The sequence below is a fragment of the Pseudomonas sp. p50(2008) genome, assembly GCF_015351605.1.
Lineage (GTDB): Bacteria > Pseudomonadota > Gammaproteobacteria > Pseudomonadales > Pseudomonadaceae > Aquipseudomonas.
The window spans coordinates 178,364-195,716 of the sequence record NZ_JACMYF010000006.1 but is presented as its reverse complement, the minus strand read 5'-3'; the positions used below and the strand labels follow the sequence as shown (position 1 = coordinate 195,716).

The 17,353-nt window shown below is 59.4% G+C and carries 15 protein-coding genes; all 15 read right to left on the bottom strand.

The window, feature by feature from the left end; genetic code table 11:
• Window positions 1–212: 212 nt before the first annotated feature.
• Window positions 213–590, bottom strand: a complete 378-nt coding sequence (locus H7698_RS18155) for a type II toxin-antitoxin system VapC family toxin (RefSeq protein ID WP_194692355.1) — start codon at window positions 588–590, stop codon at window positions 213–215.
• Window positions 587–1,015 (bottom strand): type II toxin-antitoxin system Phd/YefM family antitoxin, encoded by a 429-nt coding sequence (locus H7698_RS31370; RefSeq protein ID WP_235992901.1) that lies wholly within the window; start codon window positions 1,013–1,015, stop codon window positions 587–589. The genes H7698_RS18155 and H7698_RS31370 overlap by 4 nt, the downstream gene beginning before the upstream one ends.
• A gap of 863 nt (window positions 1,016–1,878) precedes the next feature.
• The gene (nuoN, locus tag H7698_RS18145; protein ID WP_194692354.1) at window positions 1,879–3,342 is read right to left on the bottom strand and encodes an NADH-quinone oxidoreductase subunit NuoN; all 1,464 of its coding nucleotides are present in this window, start codon (window positions 3,340–3,342) and stop codon (window positions 1,879–1,881) included.
• Window positions 3,343–3,349: 7 nt separating this feature from the next.
• Window positions 3,350–4,882: an NADH-quinone oxidoreductase subunit M gene (gene nuoM / locus H7698_RS18140; RefSeq protein WP_162438565.1), complete on the bottom strand. Its 1,533-nt coding sequence runs from the start codon at window positions 4,880–4,882 to the stop codon at window positions 3,350–3,352.
• 40 nt (window positions 4,883–4,922) lie between these two features.
• Window positions 4,923–6,776, bottom strand: a complete 1,854-nt coding sequence (nuoL, locus tag H7698_RS18135) for an NADH-quinone oxidoreductase subunit L (RefSeq protein WP_162438564.1) — start codon at window positions 6,774–6,776, stop codon at window positions 4,923–4,925.
• A complete protein-coding gene (nuoK, locus tag H7698_RS18130; protein ID WP_007905077.1) occupies window positions 6,773–7,081 on the bottom strand; it encodes an NADH-quinone oxidoreductase subunit NuoK in 309 nt (102 codons plus the stop codon). The genes nuoL and nuoK overlap by 4 nt, the downstream gene beginning before the upstream one ends.
• 2 nt (window positions 7,082–7,083) lie before the next feature.
• Entirely contained in the window at window positions 7,084–7,587 is a 504-nt protein-coding gene (nuoJ, locus tag H7698_RS18125; RefSeq protein ID WP_162438563.1) for an NADH-quinone oxidoreductase subunit J, read from the bottom strand.
• Between the two features lie 9 nt (window positions 7,588–7,596).
• The gene (gene nuoI / locus H7698_RS18120; protein ID WP_205892400.1) at window positions 7,597–8,142 is read right to left on the bottom strand and encodes an NADH-quinone oxidoreductase subunit NuoI; all 546 of its coding nucleotides are present in this window, start codon (window positions 8,140–8,142) and stop codon (window positions 7,597–7,599) included.
• A gap of 12 nt (window positions 8,143–8,154) precedes the next feature.
• Complete coding sequence (gene nuoH, locus H7698_RS18115; RefSeq protein WP_028623953.1) at window positions 8,155–9,162, bottom strand: NADH-quinone oxidoreductase subunit NuoH; 1,008 nt, start codon at window positions 9,160–9,162, stop codon at window positions 8,155–8,157.
• A complete protein-coding gene (gene nuoG / locus H7698_RS18110) occupies window positions 9,159–11,873 on the bottom strand; it encodes an NADH-quinone oxidoreductase subunit NuoG (RefSeq protein ID WP_194692353.1) in 2,715 nt (904 codons plus the stop codon). Before nuoG ends, nuoH begins: the two co-directional genes overlap by 4 nt.
• Window positions 11,874–12,010: 137 nt before the next feature.
• Window positions 12,011–13,366: an NADH-quinone oxidoreductase subunit NuoF gene (gene nuoF, locus H7698_RS18105; RefSeq protein WP_162438561.1), complete on the bottom strand. Its 1,356-nt coding sequence runs from the start codon at window positions 13,364–13,366 to the stop codon at window positions 12,011–12,013.
• A complete protein-coding gene (gene nuoE / locus H7698_RS18100; protein WP_162438560.1) occupies window positions 13,363–13,860 on the bottom strand; it encodes an NADH-quinone oxidoreductase subunit NuoE in 498 nt (165 codons plus the stop codon). Before nuoE ends, nuoF begins: the two co-directional genes overlap by 4 nt.
• A gap of 2 nt (window positions 13,861–13,862) precedes the next feature.
• Window positions 13,863–15,647: an NADH-quinone oxidoreductase subunit C/D gene (gene nuoC / locus H7698_RS18095; protein ID WP_162438559.1), complete on the bottom strand. Its 1,785-nt coding sequence runs from the start codon at window positions 15,645–15,647 to the stop codon at window positions 13,863–13,865.
• Between the two features lie 72 nt (window positions 15,648–15,719).
• Entirely contained in the window at window positions 15,720–16,394 is a 675-nt protein-coding gene (locus H7698_RS18090) for a NuoB/complex I 20 kDa subunit family protein (protein ID WP_008146035.1), read from the bottom strand.
• A gap of 10 nt (window positions 16,395–16,404) precedes the next feature.
• The gene (locus H7698_RS18085; protein WP_003223812.1) at window positions 16,405–16,818 is read right to left on the bottom strand and encodes an NADH-quinone oxidoreductase subunit A; all 414 of its coding nucleotides are present in this window, start codon (window positions 16,816–16,818) and stop codon (window positions 16,405–16,407) included.
• Window positions 16,819–17,353: the final 535 nt, after the last annotated feature.

Genomic DNA, 17,353 nt, shown 5'->3' with positions numbered 1-17,353 from the left:
GTGAGTACGTCCATCGACGGCCCCGTTAAGGGCTGCGCGACGTTAACGAACGTGGCAAATCGTGGCTGTAGGAAGCGTCTTGGATGACGTTAGGACAGATCTTTGTTTGCGATAGGAAGACGAGTCGAACTGGAGAAGACGTGCAAAGGTGGATCGTTAGTGACTTGCGGCACTAAAACGATGGAAAAAACGAGACTGAAGGAGGGTGCTGACTAAACCAAAATAGCCAGGTCGGTGTATTTGGCAACTATTGGATCAACAGTTAAAAGTTTCATTGGCTCCGTCATGGCGGTAGCGACAATGAGGCGGTCGAACGGGACCCGGTGATGATGTTCGAGATCCTTTACTGCAATGGCGTGTTCTGATGTCACAGGCAGTTCGATGAAACCGCTTTCGAGGCAATAATGGCGGATCTCCTCCAGATCAACCTCCAGCTTTCCAAGACCCACCTTGATCGCCATCTCCCAGAAAGTTGCTGCGCTAATGTATACATCCGCAGCACTCTCAATGTGCTTTCTGGCTTTTGCGGACAGCTTTGGGTCATCGGTGAGCGTCCATAGCAAAATATGTGTATCGAGCAGGAGCCTCATTCTTTAGCGCCTTCGAAGGCATCGAGCATCTCGTCTGGAAGTGGTGCGTCGAAGTCGTCGGGTAGAACTAGTTTGCCTTTCATTGCCCCGATACGTTTACCGCAGGCTTTGCCTACGGGAACGAGGCGCGCAAGGGCACGACCGTGCTTGGCAATCGTGATGATTTGCCCCGCTGCGGCATCATCGACGAGCTTGGACAGGTTGTTTTTTGCTTCGGCCAAAGGGACGACGATCATCATGTCTCCTCCATATTCTGGACAAATATAGCCAAAATATGTGTGCGCGGCAAAACCACTCGGTTCCTGAAAGGCTCCAGGCGCTGGTTCGGCGAACCTCAGGTTCTGGTTAATTAAAGCGATGGTTCGGCGTTCGATAGCCCGTTTGTCAAAGCTTTCCATTAGTTCGGAAAAAATCTCACGGTTCATTGCTGCTCCCTTCTCGAAGACGTCCTTCAGTTATTGTTCAAGATATGCCAATCGATAATGACTGGATGTAGGACAGAGCCGGTAACACAGGGAGAGCTTTCGGAGATGGTGGGAGAAGTGGAGATGGGAGGTAAAAAATCCTACAAGTGCAATACCGGTAGCTGTATGAAGCGTCTTGGATGGCGCTAAGAAGGGTAGCTGTTTGCGATGGCGCGAAGTGTCGAATTGAAAAAAACGCGTTGTTGCTTTGCTTTGCTTTGCTTTGGCTTTTGATCTTCTTGCCCCCTCGTAAGGCCGAGCGCAGGTTCTGCGCAGTGGGCAACCCGGCATGGATGCCGGGTTAGCCGCGCACGGCCATGGATGGCCGATCGCGGCGGGCCCACGGAGGAGGACCGGAGCGAGGGTATGCCGAGCCCCAGCGAGGCACCGGACGAAAGGGGCAAGAGCGTTTGGTTACTTGGCGCTTTTCCAAGTGACTCGCCGTAAGGGCGAAACCAATAGAAGCCGTTACCGCAGGAATGGATATGTACACCAGCAACAATCTCACCGCCAATCAGTCCGCCATCGCGAGCAAGCTCGGCTCCTACAGTTTGATCCGGGGGCATCAGGGAAATACTCATCGGCTGTCAGGGCGCTATCGCGAGCAGGCTCGCTCCTGCAGTTTGATCCGGGTGCATCAGGGAGATATGGGTTGGCTGTCCGGCCGTCATCGCGAGCAAGCTCAGCTCCCACAGCATCGGGGGCATTCGTAGGATCAGGTTGGCAGACAGGCCGCGATCACCTTCACGTCGGACGATCACTCAAACGCAAAAACGGCACCCGAAGGTGCCGTTTCTGTTTTCTACCGATTACCGCTCAAGCGATCAACCCGCCAGCACAGCCTGCTGAACCAGTGTCAGCAATGGTTGTGGGTAAACGCCGAGGAAGAACGCAACCACTGCGATGGCCAGCAGCATCACGCCGCCTGCGCGTTGTTCCCAGTGCAGTTGTGCATCGTGACGACGCAGGTTCGGTTCGATCAGGTACAAAGTAACCATCACACGCAGGTAGTAGAAAACGCCGATGGCGCTGCCCAGTACCAGGGAACCGACCAGCCACCATTGGTGCGACTCGACGCCGGTCGCGATGATGTAGAACTTGCCGATGAAGCCCGCGGTCAGCGGAATACCGGCCAGGGACAACATCATTACGGTCAGGACGGCAGTCAGGTACGGACGGCGCCAGAACAGGCCACGGTATTCGTACAGGGCATCCGCGTCACGGCCGTTGTACGGCGAGGACATCAGCGTGATCACGCCGAACGCGCCGAGGCTGGTGATGACGTAGGTGACCAGGTACACGCCGATGGCTTCCACCGCCAGGCCTTTGCTCGCCACGAGGGCGATCAGCAGGTAGCCGAAGTGGGCGATGGACGAGTAACCCAGTAGACGCTTGAGGTTGTTCTGGGTCAGTGCCAGCAGGTTGCCGAACAGGATCGACGCAATGGCGATGATGGTCAGCACATCACTCAGCACACCGCTGCTGGCGGCTGGCGAGATCTGGAACAGACGCACCATCACCGCAAACACAGCGACTTTCGACGCGGTGGCCAGGAACGCGGCCACCGGTGCCGGAGCACCTTCGTAAACGTCCGGGGTCCAGAGGTGGAACGGTACCAGCGACAGCTTGAAGGCCAGACCGACCAGCATCATGCCCAGACCCAGTTGCGCCAGCGAGCTCGGCAGGCCGGTGGCCGCGAGGGCCTGGCCGATACCGACGAAGCTCAGGCTGCCGGAGTCGGCGTAGAGCAGGGCCATACCGAACAACAGGAACGCGGAACCGGCGGCCGACAGCACCATGTACTTGATGCCGGCTTCCAGCGAACGCTTGTTGAAGAAGGCATACGCCACCAGACCGTAGACCGGTACCGAGAGCAGTTCCAGACCGATGAACAAGCCGGCCAGGTGCTGCGCGCTGACCAGCACCAGCCCGCCGAGGGCGGACATCAGGATCAGCAGGTACAGTTCTTCACGGTTGCCGGGGTAGCCCGAGCCGCCATCGCCGAGGTAGGCGTGGGCGAGGGTTACACAAGCAAGGGTGGCGACCAGGATCAGCGCCATGTACAGGCACGCGAAGCTATCGATTTGCAGCAGAGGGGTCACGGCCAGAGGCGCGACTTTCAAGGCTGGCAGGATCGACAGCAACGCCAGGTTCAGGCCCGCCACGGAAATCAGGAAGGTCTGCGAGTGGTTGCGACGCCAGGCGATGGCCAACATCACCACGATGATCGTGATGGTGGTGATCAATATCGGCGCTAGCGCGATAAAGTGTTGAGTCGTGAATTCCATAGCGCTCTTACCGGGCCGAAGCGAGTTGAGTGAAGGCGGTGCCGAGCCATTGCTGCACGCCATGCATCGTAGCGGCAGAGGTATCGAGGAACGGTTGCGGGTACACGCCGAGGTAAATCAGCAGCACCGCCAGACCGACCACCATGATCAGTTCGCGAGCATCCATGCCGTGCAGTACCGCGTCCGACTTGGACGGGCCGAAGTAGGCACGGTGAATCATGATCAGCGAGTAGACCGAACCGAACACCAGGCCGGACGTCGCAATCGCCGTGATCCAAGGAGCGGCCGCGAACGTGCCGATCAGGATCAGGAACTCACCCACAAAGTTACCGGTACCCGGCAAGCCCAGCGACGCCGCCGCGAAGAACAGGCTGATGGCCGGCAGGTAAGCGATCTTCGACCACAGGCCACCCATCTGACGCATGTCACGGGTGTGGGTGCGCTCGTACAGTTGACCACTCAGGATAAAGAGTGCGGCCGCCGAAACACCGTGCGCCAGCATCTGCATCACTGCGCCCTGCAGCGCCAGTTGGCTGCCGGAGTAGATGCCGATCAACACGAAACCCATGTGGGAAACGGAAGAGAAGGCGATCAGACGCTTGATGTCGGTTTGAGCGAAGGCGAGGAACGCACCGTAGAAGATCCCGATCAGACCCAGGGTCATGGCAATCGGCGCGAACTCGGCCGAGGCATTCGGGAACAGCGGCAGGGCGAAACGCAGCAGGCCGTAAGCAGCCGTCTTCAACAGGATACCGGCCAGGTCCACAGAACCTGCGGTCGGCGCCTGGGCGTGAGCATCAGGCAACCAGGAGTGGAACGGTACGACCGGCAGCTTCACCGCGAAGGCGATGAAGAAGCCGAGCATCAGGATGTACTCGGTGGTGAGCGACATCTTGGTTTTCAACAGGTCGGCGTAGTTGAACGTGATCACGCCGGTGCTGTTGAAGTTGACCAGTACCAGGCCCAGGATCGCCACCAGCATGATCAGGCCGGAAGCCTGAGTGAAGATGAAGAACTTGGTCGCTGCGTAGATCCGGGTCTTCTTGCCGTCCGAAGAACTGTGACCCCAGAGCGCGATGAGGAAATACATCGGCACCAGCATCATTTCCCAGAAGAAGAAGAACATGAACAGGTCGAGGGCGAGGAACACGCCGACGACACCGCCCAGGATCCACATCAGGTTCAGGTGGAAGAAGCCAACGTGACGCTGGATCTCTTTCCACGAGCACAGTACCGAGAGGATACCCAGCAGACCGGTCAGCAGGATCATCAGCAGCGACAGGCCGTCGAGGGCCAGGTGCACACTGATGCCGAAGCGCTGGATCCAGGTGTGCTTGAACTCAAGCGCCCAGGTCGGATCGGCGCCAGGCGCCGGTGCAAATGAATAATCACCGTGGGCCCACAGCCAGAGGCCGAGAGCGAGTTCCAGGGTCATGGTCAACAGCGCAATCCAGCGGGGGAGGGTAGCGCCGAAGCGCTCACCCATCCAGCACAGCAGGCCGCCGATGAAGGGGATCAGGATTAGCCAAGGCAGAATCATGACGGGCTCAATTCCTTTCGCAAGTTCGCAAGGTTCATATTCAGACCGCTACCAGCACGATGGCGCCGATGACCAGCACGGAGCCGGCTGCCATCGATGCCGCGTACCAACGCAGTTGACCGGTTTCGGTACGGCTCAGGGCGGTGTGGCCGCCTTTGGCCATACGCGGGATCAGGCCGATGGTCTGGTCCAGCGGGTCTTTGCGCAGTACGTGGCTGATCGCAAGGTATGGCTTGACGAACAGTTTGTCGTAGATCCAGTCGAAGCCCCAGGCAGCGAACCACCAGGCCGAAAGGAAGCGGCCGATGCCGCTGTTGGCGATTGCAGTAACGAGACGACGCTTGCCGAGGAACAGCAGCGCGGCCAGCAGGATACCGGCCAGGGCAATGGCGCCCGACGCGATTTCCAGACTGTGCTTGGCTTCGCCGCCGGCATGGCCAACGCTTTGCGGCAGCACACCGTGCAGTGGCGGAACGATCATCGCGCCAATGGCGGTGGACAATACGATCAGCACCGACAGAGGCAGCCAGTGAGCGATGCCGTGACCGGCGTGTGCTTCGGTCTTCGCTTCACCGTGGAACGCGATGAAGATCAGGCGGAAGGTGTACAGCGAGGTCATGAACGCACCCACCAGACCGGCGTACAGCAGGCCATGGTTGCCGCTGGCGAACGCTTCCCAGAGGATCTCGTCCTTGGAGTAGAAGCCTGCGGTCACCAGAGGCAGGGCAGACAAGGCCGCGCCGCCGACGATGAAGCTGGCGTAGGCCAGTGGCAGTTTCTTCCACAGGCCGCCCATCTTGAAGATGTTCTGCTCGTGGTGGCAGGCAACGATTACCGCACCGGAAGCAAGGAACAGCAGCGCCTTGAAGAAGGCGTGGGTCATCAGGTGGAAGATTGCGCCATCCCATGCGCCAACGCCCAGCGCCAGGAACATGTAGCCGATCTGGCTCATGGTCGAGTAGGCGAGGATACGTTTGATGTCGGTCTGCACCAGTGCGGCAAAACCGGCCAGCACCAGGGTCACACCACCAACGATGCCGACCAGTTGCAGGACGTCCGGCGCCAACGCAAACAGGCCATGGGTACGGGCAATCAGGTAGACACCTGCGGTCACCATGGTCGCGGCGTGGATCAGTGCCGAAACCGGGGTAGGACCGGCCATCGCATCCGCCAGCCAGGTTTGCAGCGGCAGTTGCGCGGACTTACCGACAGCACCACCCAACAGCATCAGGGTCGCCAGGACGATCCAGAAGTCGCCGACCTGGAACTTCTGCGGTGCCAGTACCAGCAGTTCCTGGACGTTCAGCGTGCCCAGTTGCTGGAACAGGATGAACAGGCCGATGGCCATGAACACGTCACCGATGCGGGTCACGATGAAGGCTTTGAGTGCTGCGTTACCGTTGTTGCGGTTGCTGTAGTAGAAACCGATCAACAGGTACGAGCACAGGCCAACGCCTTCCCAGCCGAAGTACAGGAACAACAGGTTATCGCCCAGGATGAGGAACAGCATGCTGGCAATAAACAGGTTGGTGTACGCGAAGAAGCGCGAGTAACCGTCTTCACCGCGCATGTACCAGGACGCGAACAGGTGAATCAGGAAGCCGACGCCAACCACCACACCTAGCATGGTCACGGACAGACCATCCAGGTACAGCGCGAAGTTCGGCGTGAAGCCTTCTACCGCCATCCACTGCCACAACACCTGGGTGTAGTGACCGCCTTCAGGGGGCGCGACGTTGAATTGCCAGATCACGTAAGCGGTGACGATGGCAGACAGGCCGATGGAACCGACGCCGATCAGCGCCGACAGGTTTTCCGAAAAGCGTCCCCGAGAGAACGACAGCAGCAGGAAACCGATGAGAGGGAATACGAAAGTCAGATAGAGAAGATTCATCCGCGCATCTCGCTGGCAGCGTCGATATCGAGAGTGTGGAAGCGGCGATACAGCTGCAACAGAATCGCCAGGCCAATACTGGCCTCGGCGGCTGCCAGGCTGATCACCAGGATGAACATGATCTGTCCATCCGGCTGACCCCAGCGGCTACCGGCGACGATGAAGGCCAACGCGGAGGCATTCATCATGACCTCCAGGCTCATCAGCACGAAGAGTATGTTGCGGCGGACCATCAGGCCGACCAGACCGAGGCAGAACAGGATGCCGGCGACCGCCAGACCATGCTCCAGAGGGATAGCAGGCATCGTCATTGCTCCTTGGCTTCGTTACGGCCCAAGTGGAACGCCGTCACGGCTGCAGCGAGCAGCAGCATCGAGGCGAGTTCGACCACCAGCAGATAAGGACCGAACAGGCTGATGCCCACGGCCTTGGCGTCTACGGTGGTATGGCCGATGGCCTGGCCGCTCTGGTGGGCGAACAGCACATACAGCAGTTCGATCAGCAGGAGGGTGCCGAGAATGACCGGTCCGATCCAGATGCCGGGCTTGAGCCAGACGCGCTCTTGCTGAACCGAGGCCGGGCCCAGGTTCAGCATCATCACCACGAACACGAACAGCACCATGATGGCGCCAGCGTAGGCGATCACTTCCAGGACACCGGCAAACGGTGCGCCGAGGGCGAAGAACGTCATGGCCACGGCGATCAGCGAAATGATCAGGTAGAGCAGGGCGTGCACAGGGTTAGTGTGGGTGATCACGCGAAGCGTGGACACCACTGCGATACCCGATGCGAAATAGAAAGCGAATTCCATCTTTCTTCCTTAAGGCAGCAAGCTCTTCACGTTGATCGGTTCGGCTTCATTTTGCGCGGCGCCTTTTGGCTTACCGGCAATCGCCATACCTGCAACACGATAGAAGTTGTAATCAGGGTTTTTGCCGGGGCCGGAGATCAGCAGATCTTCTTTCTCGTAAACCAGGTCCTGACGTTTGAACTCGGCCATCTCGAAATCCGGTGTCAGCTGGATCGCGGTGGTCGGGCAGGCTTCCTCGCAGAGGCCGCAGAAAATGCAGCGCGAGAAGTTGATGCGGAAGAACTCCGGGTACCAGCGACCGTCATCGGTTTCAGCTTTCTGCAGCGAGATGCAACCCACTGGGCAAGCCACAGCGCACAGGTTGCAGGCAACGCAACGCTCTTCGCCATCAGGGTCACGGGTCAGCACGATACGGCCACGGTAGCGCGGCGGCAGGTAGACCTGCTCTTCCGGGTACTGCAGCGTGTCACGCTTGCGGAAGGCATGGCCGAAGATCATCACCAGGCTGCGAAGCTGGGTGAAGAAGCCATGCACGATGTCAAAAATGTACTTCATGATTCTCTATCCTCACTGAGCCGCGACGGCGGGCGTGTTAAGCAACACGATCGCAGCGGTCACCAGCATGTTGACGAGGGTCAGCGGCAGGCAGAACTTCCAGCTGAAGTCCATCACTTGGTCATACCGTGGGCGCGGAATGGAAGCGCGCAGCAGGATGAAGATCATGATGAAGAACGCGGTTTTCAGTGCAAACCAGATGAACGGGATCTGCGGCAGAATGCCGAACGGACCGTGCCAGCCACCGAAGAACAAGGTCACCAGCAGCGCCGAAATCAGCACGATGCCGATGTACTCGCCCACGAAGAACATGCCCCACTTCATGCCGGCGTATTCAATGTGGTAACCGTCGGCCAGCTCCTGTTCCGCTTCCGGCTGGTCGAACGGGTGACGGTGAGTCACGGCGACGCCAGCGATGAAGAAGGTCAGGAAACCGAAGATCTGCGGAATGATGAACCACAGGTTCTGGGCTTGATATTCGACGATGTCGCGCATGTTGAACGAGCCGACCTGGATCACGATGCCCATCAACGACAGGCCCATGAACACTTCGTACGACACGGTTTGCGCGGAGGCCCGCAAGCTGCCCAGCAGGGCGAACTTGTTGTTGCTCGACCAGCCGGCGAACAACACGGCATACACCGACAGGCCCGCCATGGCGAAGAAGAACAGGATGCCGATGTTGATGTCCGCCACGCCCCAGGTCGGGGTGATCGGGATGATCGCGAAGGCAATCAGCAGGGCGCTCATGGCCACGACCGGTGCCAGGGTGAAGATCATCTTGTCGGCGAACGGCGGCGTCCAGTCTTCCTTGAAGAACATCTTGATCATGTCGGCCGCGATCTGGAACGCGCCGAACGGGCCGACGCGGTTCGGACCGTAACGGTCCTGCCAGAGGGCGAGCAAACGACGCTCGACCCAGCTCAGCAGCGCGCCGCACACCACCACGGCGAGCAGAATCACGATGGCCTTGAGGACCGCGATGATCACGTCAATCACTTCAGGCGTGAACCAGGTCATTGAGCTGCCTCCTGCAGACCGTCAACGGATTTGCCGAAAATCGCCGGTGGAATGCCGGCGATACCCGCTGGCAATGCAACCAGACCGGCACCCAGTTCTTCGTTGATACGCAGTGGCAGACGCAGGGTCTGGCCAGCCACGTTCAAGCTGAGCAAGGCGCCTTCATTGACACCCAGGCGGTCGGCTTCGGATTTGGCCAAAGCGACGTATGCGGCTGGAATGCGTTCCTGAACCGGCGCGGCTTTCGAAGAGTTCTCTTCGCTGCCGAACAGGTGGAAGAACGGCACGACTTGCCAGGTGCCCTGAGCCGGGTTGAATGCCCGTGGAACGGAGGCGAACCAGTTCAGCGAATCACCGGTGCTTTCGATCAGGCGGGTGCCCGGGTCGCCAGCGCGGATGTGACCACCGACTTCGTCCTGGAACTTGTTCCAGGCTTGCGGCGAGTTCCAGCCCGGAGACCAGGCGAATGGCACTTGCTGACGCGGTTCTACCGAGCCCGAGTAACCTTCCATCGAGAAGTTGAACGCTGTGTCGTTGTCTTGCGGGGTACGCGGTTCGTGCACGCTGATGTCAGCGCGCATGGCGGTACGACCGGAATAACGCAGCGGTTCGCGAGCCAGTTTCATGCCCTTGATGCGGAACGCGGCGGACGGCGCTGCGTCAACGATGCGCGCCAGTTGCGGCGTACTCGAAGCTACGGCAGCGGTGACGTGGTCCAGTTGGGTCCAGTCGATCGGCTGGTTCAGCAGGGTTGCGCGCAGGGCGTGCAGCCAGCGCCAGCCTTCGTGAACCAGGATGCTCGCGTCCATATATTTCGGGTCGAACACCTGGAAGAAGCGCTGGGCGCGGCCTTCCTGGCTGACCAGCGTACCGTCGCCTTCAGCGAAGCTGGCCGCTGGCAGAACCAGGTGCGCGCGATCGCTGGTAGCGGTCTTCTGATGGTCTGCCACGATCACCACTTTCGCGGCGTTCAGGGCGGCATCGACACGGGCTTTGTCGGTACGGGTGTACAGATCGTTTTCCAGCACGACGATGGCGTCGGCTTTGCCATCGATCACCGCTTGCAGCGCTTCGTCGACCGAGTTGCCACCGAGCATGGCCAGGCCGAGGCTGTTGGCCTCTGGCACGATCAGGCTGATGGAACCGTTCTTCTCACGCAGCTTCAAGGCTTTGGCGATGTTGGCGGCGGCTTCGATCAGCGACTTGGAACCCAAGGAGGTACCGGCAATGATCAGCGGACGCTTGGCTGCGAGCAGGGCGTCGGCAATGCGCTTGGCCAGGTCCAGTGCTTCGGTGTCCAGGCCTTCAACGGCAGGCGCGCTGGCGTCGAGGGCGTGAGCCACGGCGAAACCGATGCGGGCCAGGTCGTCAGGTGCGGCGTGAACGCATTCTTCAGCGATGTCGTCGAGCTTGGTTTCAGCCAGGCTGGCGATGAACAGCGGGTTCAGCGCGTGCTGGCCGATGTTCTTCACGGCGGCGTCGAGCCAAGGCTGAACGCGCATGGCGTCGGCCATGTCTTCGGCCTTGCCCTTGACCGATTGACGCAGGGACAGCGCCATACGGGCGGCGGTCTGGGTCAGGTCTTCACCGAGGACGAAGATTGCATCGTGGTCTTCGATGTCGCGCATGTTCGGGATTGGCAGCGGGCTGTCTTTCAACACCTGCATCACCAGGCGAATGCGTTCCAGCTCGGCGGCTTCGATACCGGAGTAGAAGTGCTCGGCGCCCACCAGTTCGCGCAACGCATAGTTGCTTTCGAGGCTGGCGCGGGGCGACCCGATACCGACGATGTTGCGACCGCGCAGCAGGTCAGCGGCTTTATCCAGCGCTTCGTCGAGGCTCAGCTTGGCGCCGTTGGCCAGCAATGGCTGACGTGGGCGGTCTTCGCGGTTGACGTAGCCGTAGCCGAAACGGCCGCGGTCGCACAGGAAGTACTGGTTCACCGAACCGTTGAAACGGTTTTCGATGCGACGCAGTTCACCGTAACGCTCACCCGGGGAGATGTTGCAACCGCTGGAGCAGCCATGGCAGATGCTCGGCGAGAACTGCATGTCCCACTTGCGGTTGTAGCGCTCGGAGTGAGTCTTGTCGGTGAACACACCGGTCGGGCAGACCTCGGTGAGGTTGCCGGAGAACTCGCTTTCCAGGGTGCCGTCTTCAACGCGACCGAAGTACACGTTGTCGTGGGCGCCGAACACACCCAGGTCAGTGCCGCCGGCGTAGTCTTTATAGAAGCGCACACAGCGGTAGCAGGCGATGCAGCGGTTCATTTCGTGGGAAATGAACGGGCCCAGTTGCTGGTTCTGGTGGGTGCGCTTGGTGAAGCGATAGCGGCGTTCGTTGTGACCGGTCATCACGGTCATGTCTTGCAGGTGGCAATGACCGCCTTCTTCACAGACCGGGCAGTCGTGTGGGTGGTTGGTCATGAGCCATTCGACGACGCTGGCGCGAAACACTTTCGCTTCTTCGTCTTCGATGGAGATCCAGCTACCGTCGGTAGCGGGTGTCATGCACGACATGACGATGCGACCACGGGTGTCGTTCTCGTCGGTGTACTGCTTGACCGCGCACTGGCGGCAAGCGCCAACGCTGCCCAGGGCAGGGTGCCAGCAGAAATACGGGATATCGAGGCCTAGCGACAGACATGCCTGTAACAGGTTGTCTGCCCCATCGACTTCGAGCTCTTTGCCGTCTACGTGGATAGTGGCCATGGTTCAAAGTTCTTCGTTGGCCCGGTGTCAGCGGGCGTGGCTAATGGAATCTTGTTGTTCGCGTGAATCAACACAGCCGTTAAAGGCGTCATCACACGAGAAAGCGAAGGGTACGGACCCTTCGCTTTTTTAAGCGTTTATGCGCCGACTACGATCGGCCTTGCCAGAGGCGGGACGGCGGCGCTGGTGGGCGCGATGCCGGCTTCGAACTCCGAGCGGAAGTATTTGATTGCGCTGCCCAACGGCTCCACGGCGCCCGGTGCGTGAGCACAAAAGGTCTTGCCAGGGCCGAGGAAACCGACCAGACCCAGCAGGGTTTCGATGTCGCCGGCTTGCCCTTCACCGTTCTCGATCGCACGCAGCAGCTTGACGCTCCACGGCAGACCGTCACGGCACGGGGTGCAGAAGCCGCAGGACTCGCGGGAGAAAAACTCTTCCATGTTGCGCAGCAGGGACACCATGTTGACGCTGTCGTCCACCGCCATGGCCAGGCCGGTACCCATACGGGTGCCCACTTTGGCGATGCCGCCGGCGTACATTTGTGCGTCGAGGTGTTCCGGCAACAGGAAACCGGTACCGGCGCCGCCTGGCTGCCAGGCCTTGAGCTTGAAGCCATCGCGCATGCCGCCGGCGTAGTCTTCGAACAACTCGCGACCGGTGACGCCGAATGGCAATTCCCAGAGGCCCGGGTTCTTGACCTTGCCGGAGAAGCCCATGAGCTTGGTGCCCATGTCTTCACTGCCTTCACGGGCCAACGATTTGTACCAGTCCACGCCGTCGGCAATGATCGCCGGCACGTTGCACAGGGTTTCAACGTTGTTCACGCAGGTCGGCTTGCCCCACACGCCAACGGCGGCAGGGAAGGGTGGCTTGGAGCGCGGGTTGGCGCGGCGGCCTTCGAGGGAGTTGATCAGTGCGGTTTCTTCACCGCAGATGTAACGCCCGGCGCCGGTGTGAACAAACAGCTCGAAATCGAAGCCGCTGCCCAGAATGTTCTTGCCCAGAAGGCCCGCTGCCTTGGCTTCTTCCACGGCACGGTTCAGGTGCTTGGCGGCGGTGGTGTATTCGCCACGCAGGAAGATGTAGCCACGGTAGGTTTTCAGCGCGCGAGCACTGATCAGCATGCCTTCGATCAGCAGATGGGGCAGTTGCTCCATCAGCATGCGGTCTTTCCAGGTGTTCGGTTCCATCTCGTCCGCGTTGCACAGCAGGTAGCGGATGTTGATGGATTCGTCTTTGGGCATCAGGCCCCACTTAACGCCAGTGGGGAAACCTGCACCGCCGCGACCTTTCAGGCCGGCGTCTTTCACGGTCTGGACGATGTCGTCCTGGGCCATGTCGGCGAAGGCTTTGCGCGCAGCGGCGTAACCGTTCTTGGCCTGGTACTCGTCGAGCCAGACAGCTTCGCCGTCGTCACGCAGACGCCAGGTGAGCGGGTGAGTCTCGGCCGAACGCTTGATGCGGTTGGCCGGGCCGAAAGAAGTCAGGGTCATACGTAGCCCTCGAGCAATTTGGCAACGCCTGCTGGCTGCACATCACCGAACGTGTCGTCGTCGATCATCAACGCCGGCGCCTTGTCACAGTTGCCGAGGCAGCAGACCGGCAGCAGGGTGAAACGACCGTCGGCGGTGGTCTGACCCAGGCCGATGCCCAGATTGCTCTGGATTTCGCTGACCACAGACTCGTGGCCGCCGATGTAGCAGACCATGCTGTCGCAAACGCGAATGATGTGACGGCCTACGGGCTGGCGGAAGATCTGGCTATAGAACGTCGCCACACCTTCAACGTCGCTGGCCGGAATGCCGAGCATCTCGCCGATGGCGTAGAGCGCGCCATCAGGCACCCAGCCACGTTCCTTCTGGACGATCTTCAGTGCTTCGATCGACGCCGCGCGCGGATCTTCGTAGTGATGCAACTCGTGCTCGATGGCCGAGCGCTCGGTTTCGCTCAGGGCGAAACGGTCTGTCTGGATAAGCGTGCTGTTCATGCTTAGCGGTCCACGTCGGCCATAACGAAATCGATACTACCCAGGTACGCAATCAAGTCCGCGACCATGCTGCCTTTGATCACCGAAGGGATCTGCTGCAGGTGCGGGAAGCTTGGGGTGCGAATCCGGGTGCGGTAGCTCATGGTGCCGCCATCGCTCGTCAGGTAATAACTGTTGATGCCCTTGGTCGCTTCGATCATCTGGAAGGATTCGTTGGCCGGCATGACCGGGCCCCACGAAACTTGCAGGAAGTGCGTGATCAGGGTCTCGATGTGCTGCAGGGTGCGCTCTTTCGGTGGCGGCGTAGTCAGCGGGTGATCCGCCTTGTACGGGCCTTCCGGCATGTTGCGCATGCACTGCTCGATGATCTTGATGCTCTGGCGCATTTCTTCGACGCGCACGATGCAGCGGTCGTAGGCATCGCCATTGACGGCCAGCGGCACTTCGAATTCGAAGTTTTCGTAACCGGAGTACGGGCGAGCCTTACGCAGGTCGAAGTCGCAACCGGTCGAACGCAAGCCTGCACCGGTGACGCCCCATTCGAAGGCTTCCTTGGTGTTGTAGGCGGCGACGCCGATGGTCCGGCCTTTGAGGATGCTGTTATCCAGGGCGGCTTTCTGGTATTCGTCCAGACGCTTTGGCATCCACTCGACGAAGTCTTTCACCAGTTTTTCCCAGCCGCGTGGCAGGTCGTGAGCGACGCCACCGATGCGATACCAGGCCGGGTGCAGACGGAAACCGGTAATGGCTTCGATCACCGTGTACGCCTTCTGACGGTCGGTGAACGTGAAGAACACCGGGGTCATGGCGCCGACGTCCTGGATATACGTCCCCAGGAACAGCAGGTGGCTGGTGATACGGAAGAACTCGGCCATCATGATGCGGATGACGTCGACCTTCTCGGGCACCTTGATGCCGGCCAGCTTCTCGACCGAGAGCACGTACGGCAGGTTGTTCATCACGCCGCCGAGGTAGTCGATACGGTCGGTGTACGGGATGAAGCTGTGCCAGGACTGACGCTCGGCCATTTTCTCGGCACCACGGTGGTGGTAACCGACGTCAGGCACGCAGTCGACGATCTCTTCGCCGTCCAGCTGCAGGATGATGCGGAAGGCACCGTGAGCAGAAGGGTGGTTCGGACCGAGGTTGAGGAACATGTAGTCCTCGTTCGCGCCTGAACGCTTCATGCCCCAGTCTTCAGGCTTGAAGCGTGCAGCTTCTTCCTCAAGCTGTTGCTTGGCCAGGGTCAGGGTGAACGGGTCAAATTCGGTGGCACGGGCCGGGAAGTCCTTGCGCAGCGGGTGACCTTCCCAGGTCGGCGGCATCATGATGCGGGTCAGGTGCGGATGACCTTTGAAGTCGATGCCGTACATGTCCCAGACTTCACGCTCGTACCAGTTGGCGTTCGGCCAGATGCTGGTGACGGTCGGTACGCTGAGGTCGCTCTCGGACAAGGCGACCTTGATCATCACGTCACTATTACGTTCGATCGACATCAGGTGATAGAACACGGTGAAGTCGGCGCCGCTTGGCAGCCCTTGACGCTTGGTGCGCAGACGCTCGTCCACGCCGTGCAGGTCATAGAGCATGACGTACGGCTTGGGCAGGTTACGCAGGAAGCTGAGGACTTCGACCAGTTTGGCGCGGGCAACCCAAAGCACCGGCATGCCGGTGCGGGTAGGCTGGGCGGTGAACGCCTCGGGGCCAAAACGGTTGTTCAGTTCGACGACCACATCCTGGTCGTCTGCCTTATAAGGCGGGATGTACAGAGCACTGCCTGTAGTCATGGTTATTTATCGCTTTCGGTCAACGTAAAGAATGAAGCCAGTGTCTCGTTCTATTAAAGAAGCAGATCTGGATCAGACTTCGTCGGGGCTGCGCAGGTTGGTGACTGCGATTCGCTGTTCGCGGCGCTGTTCCTTTTGCGAAGGCATCTCGGCGCGATACACGCCTTGATCGCCGACGACCCAGGAAAGCGGACGACGCTCCTGTCCAATCGATTCCTGCAACAGCATCAAGCCTTGCAGAAAAGCTTCAGGACGGGGCGGGCAGCCAGGCACGTAGACGTCCACGGGCAGGAACTTGTCCACCCCTTGAACGACGGAGTAGATGTCGTACATGCCACCGGAGTTGGCGCACGAACCCATGGAGATAACCCATTTAGGTTCGAGCATTTGCTCGTAGAGACGCTGAATGATCGGCGCCATCTTGATGAAGCAGGTACCGGCGATAACCATGAAATCCGCCTGACGCGGCGATGCCCGGATAACCTCGGCGCCAAAGCGCGCGATGTCGTGGGGCGCCGTGAAGGCGGTGGTCATTTCCACGTAGCAGCACGAAAGACCGAAGTTATACGGCCACAGGGAGTTCTTGCGCCCCCAGTTGATCGTGCCGTTAAGCACGTCTTCGAGCTTGCCCATGAAGATGTTTTTGTGGACTTGATCTTCTAACGGATCGGAAACGGTTTCCCGCTCGCCGATCGGATACTGCTCGTTAGGAGCATCGGGGTCGATCCTGGTGAGATTGTATTGCATTGCCAAAGCCTCATTGTTTCAGCTTCGCCTGCCGCTTGCGCCGCGCTTCCGGAGCCCAGTCAAGGGCGCCCACTCGGAACAGGTAGACAAGACCTGCCAACAGAATTGCTATGAAAACGAGAGCTTCGACGAATCCGGTCCAGCCGCTTTCGCGGACGGACACAGACCAGGCAAAGAGAAAGAGGGCTTCGATATCGAAGATCACGAAGAGCATCGCGACCAGATAGAATTTGGCTGAGAGCCGCAAGCGGGCGCCACCTGTAGGTAGCATGCCGGACTCGAACGGTTCGTTTTTGCTGCGGCCCCAGGCTTTTGACCCAAGGAGGCTGGAGACGCCAAGCATGAAGGCACAGAGGCCGACGACGCCCAGAAGGAAAATGGCAAAGCCCCAGTTGTGGGCCATGAGTCCTGTCGCTTCGGGCATGCTGGAAATCCTTAACAGAGAGCAAAGGTCTCTGAGCTTGAAAAAGAAACAACGCAGTGACGATATGTCGCAGCAATCAATCCCGCTGATTTTATGGCACAACACGGTGCAAGTAAAATTCAGATAGCGAAATTATTGAATGGAATAAGGACATGGCCCACCTCAAAACCCCGGCGGCCCATGCGTTGCGGGCATTACGGGTTATTTCATCAATATTGTTTTGTTGGGAATGTAACGAACATAGTTTGAGCTAAATGATAATCAATATCGTTGCTGGTGGTTTTTAAACTGTTTATCGGGTGAACGGGCAGGAAGTTGTCTTATATAGCGGTTACTGCAAGTAGCGAGCGAGGTCGTTTTAACCTGCTTTCTGATCTGAAAACGGCTCTGGATCAATGATTTTCCGCACAAAAGCCGGCGTGCGCGAACCCTTTAGCAGCTGCCGAAGGCTGCGTCCGGCTGCGCAGCAGTCGTAAAACCCGAGTGCAAGGTGAAACAGGCACAACACGGTGGTTGATTTCGCAAGGACTTCGTC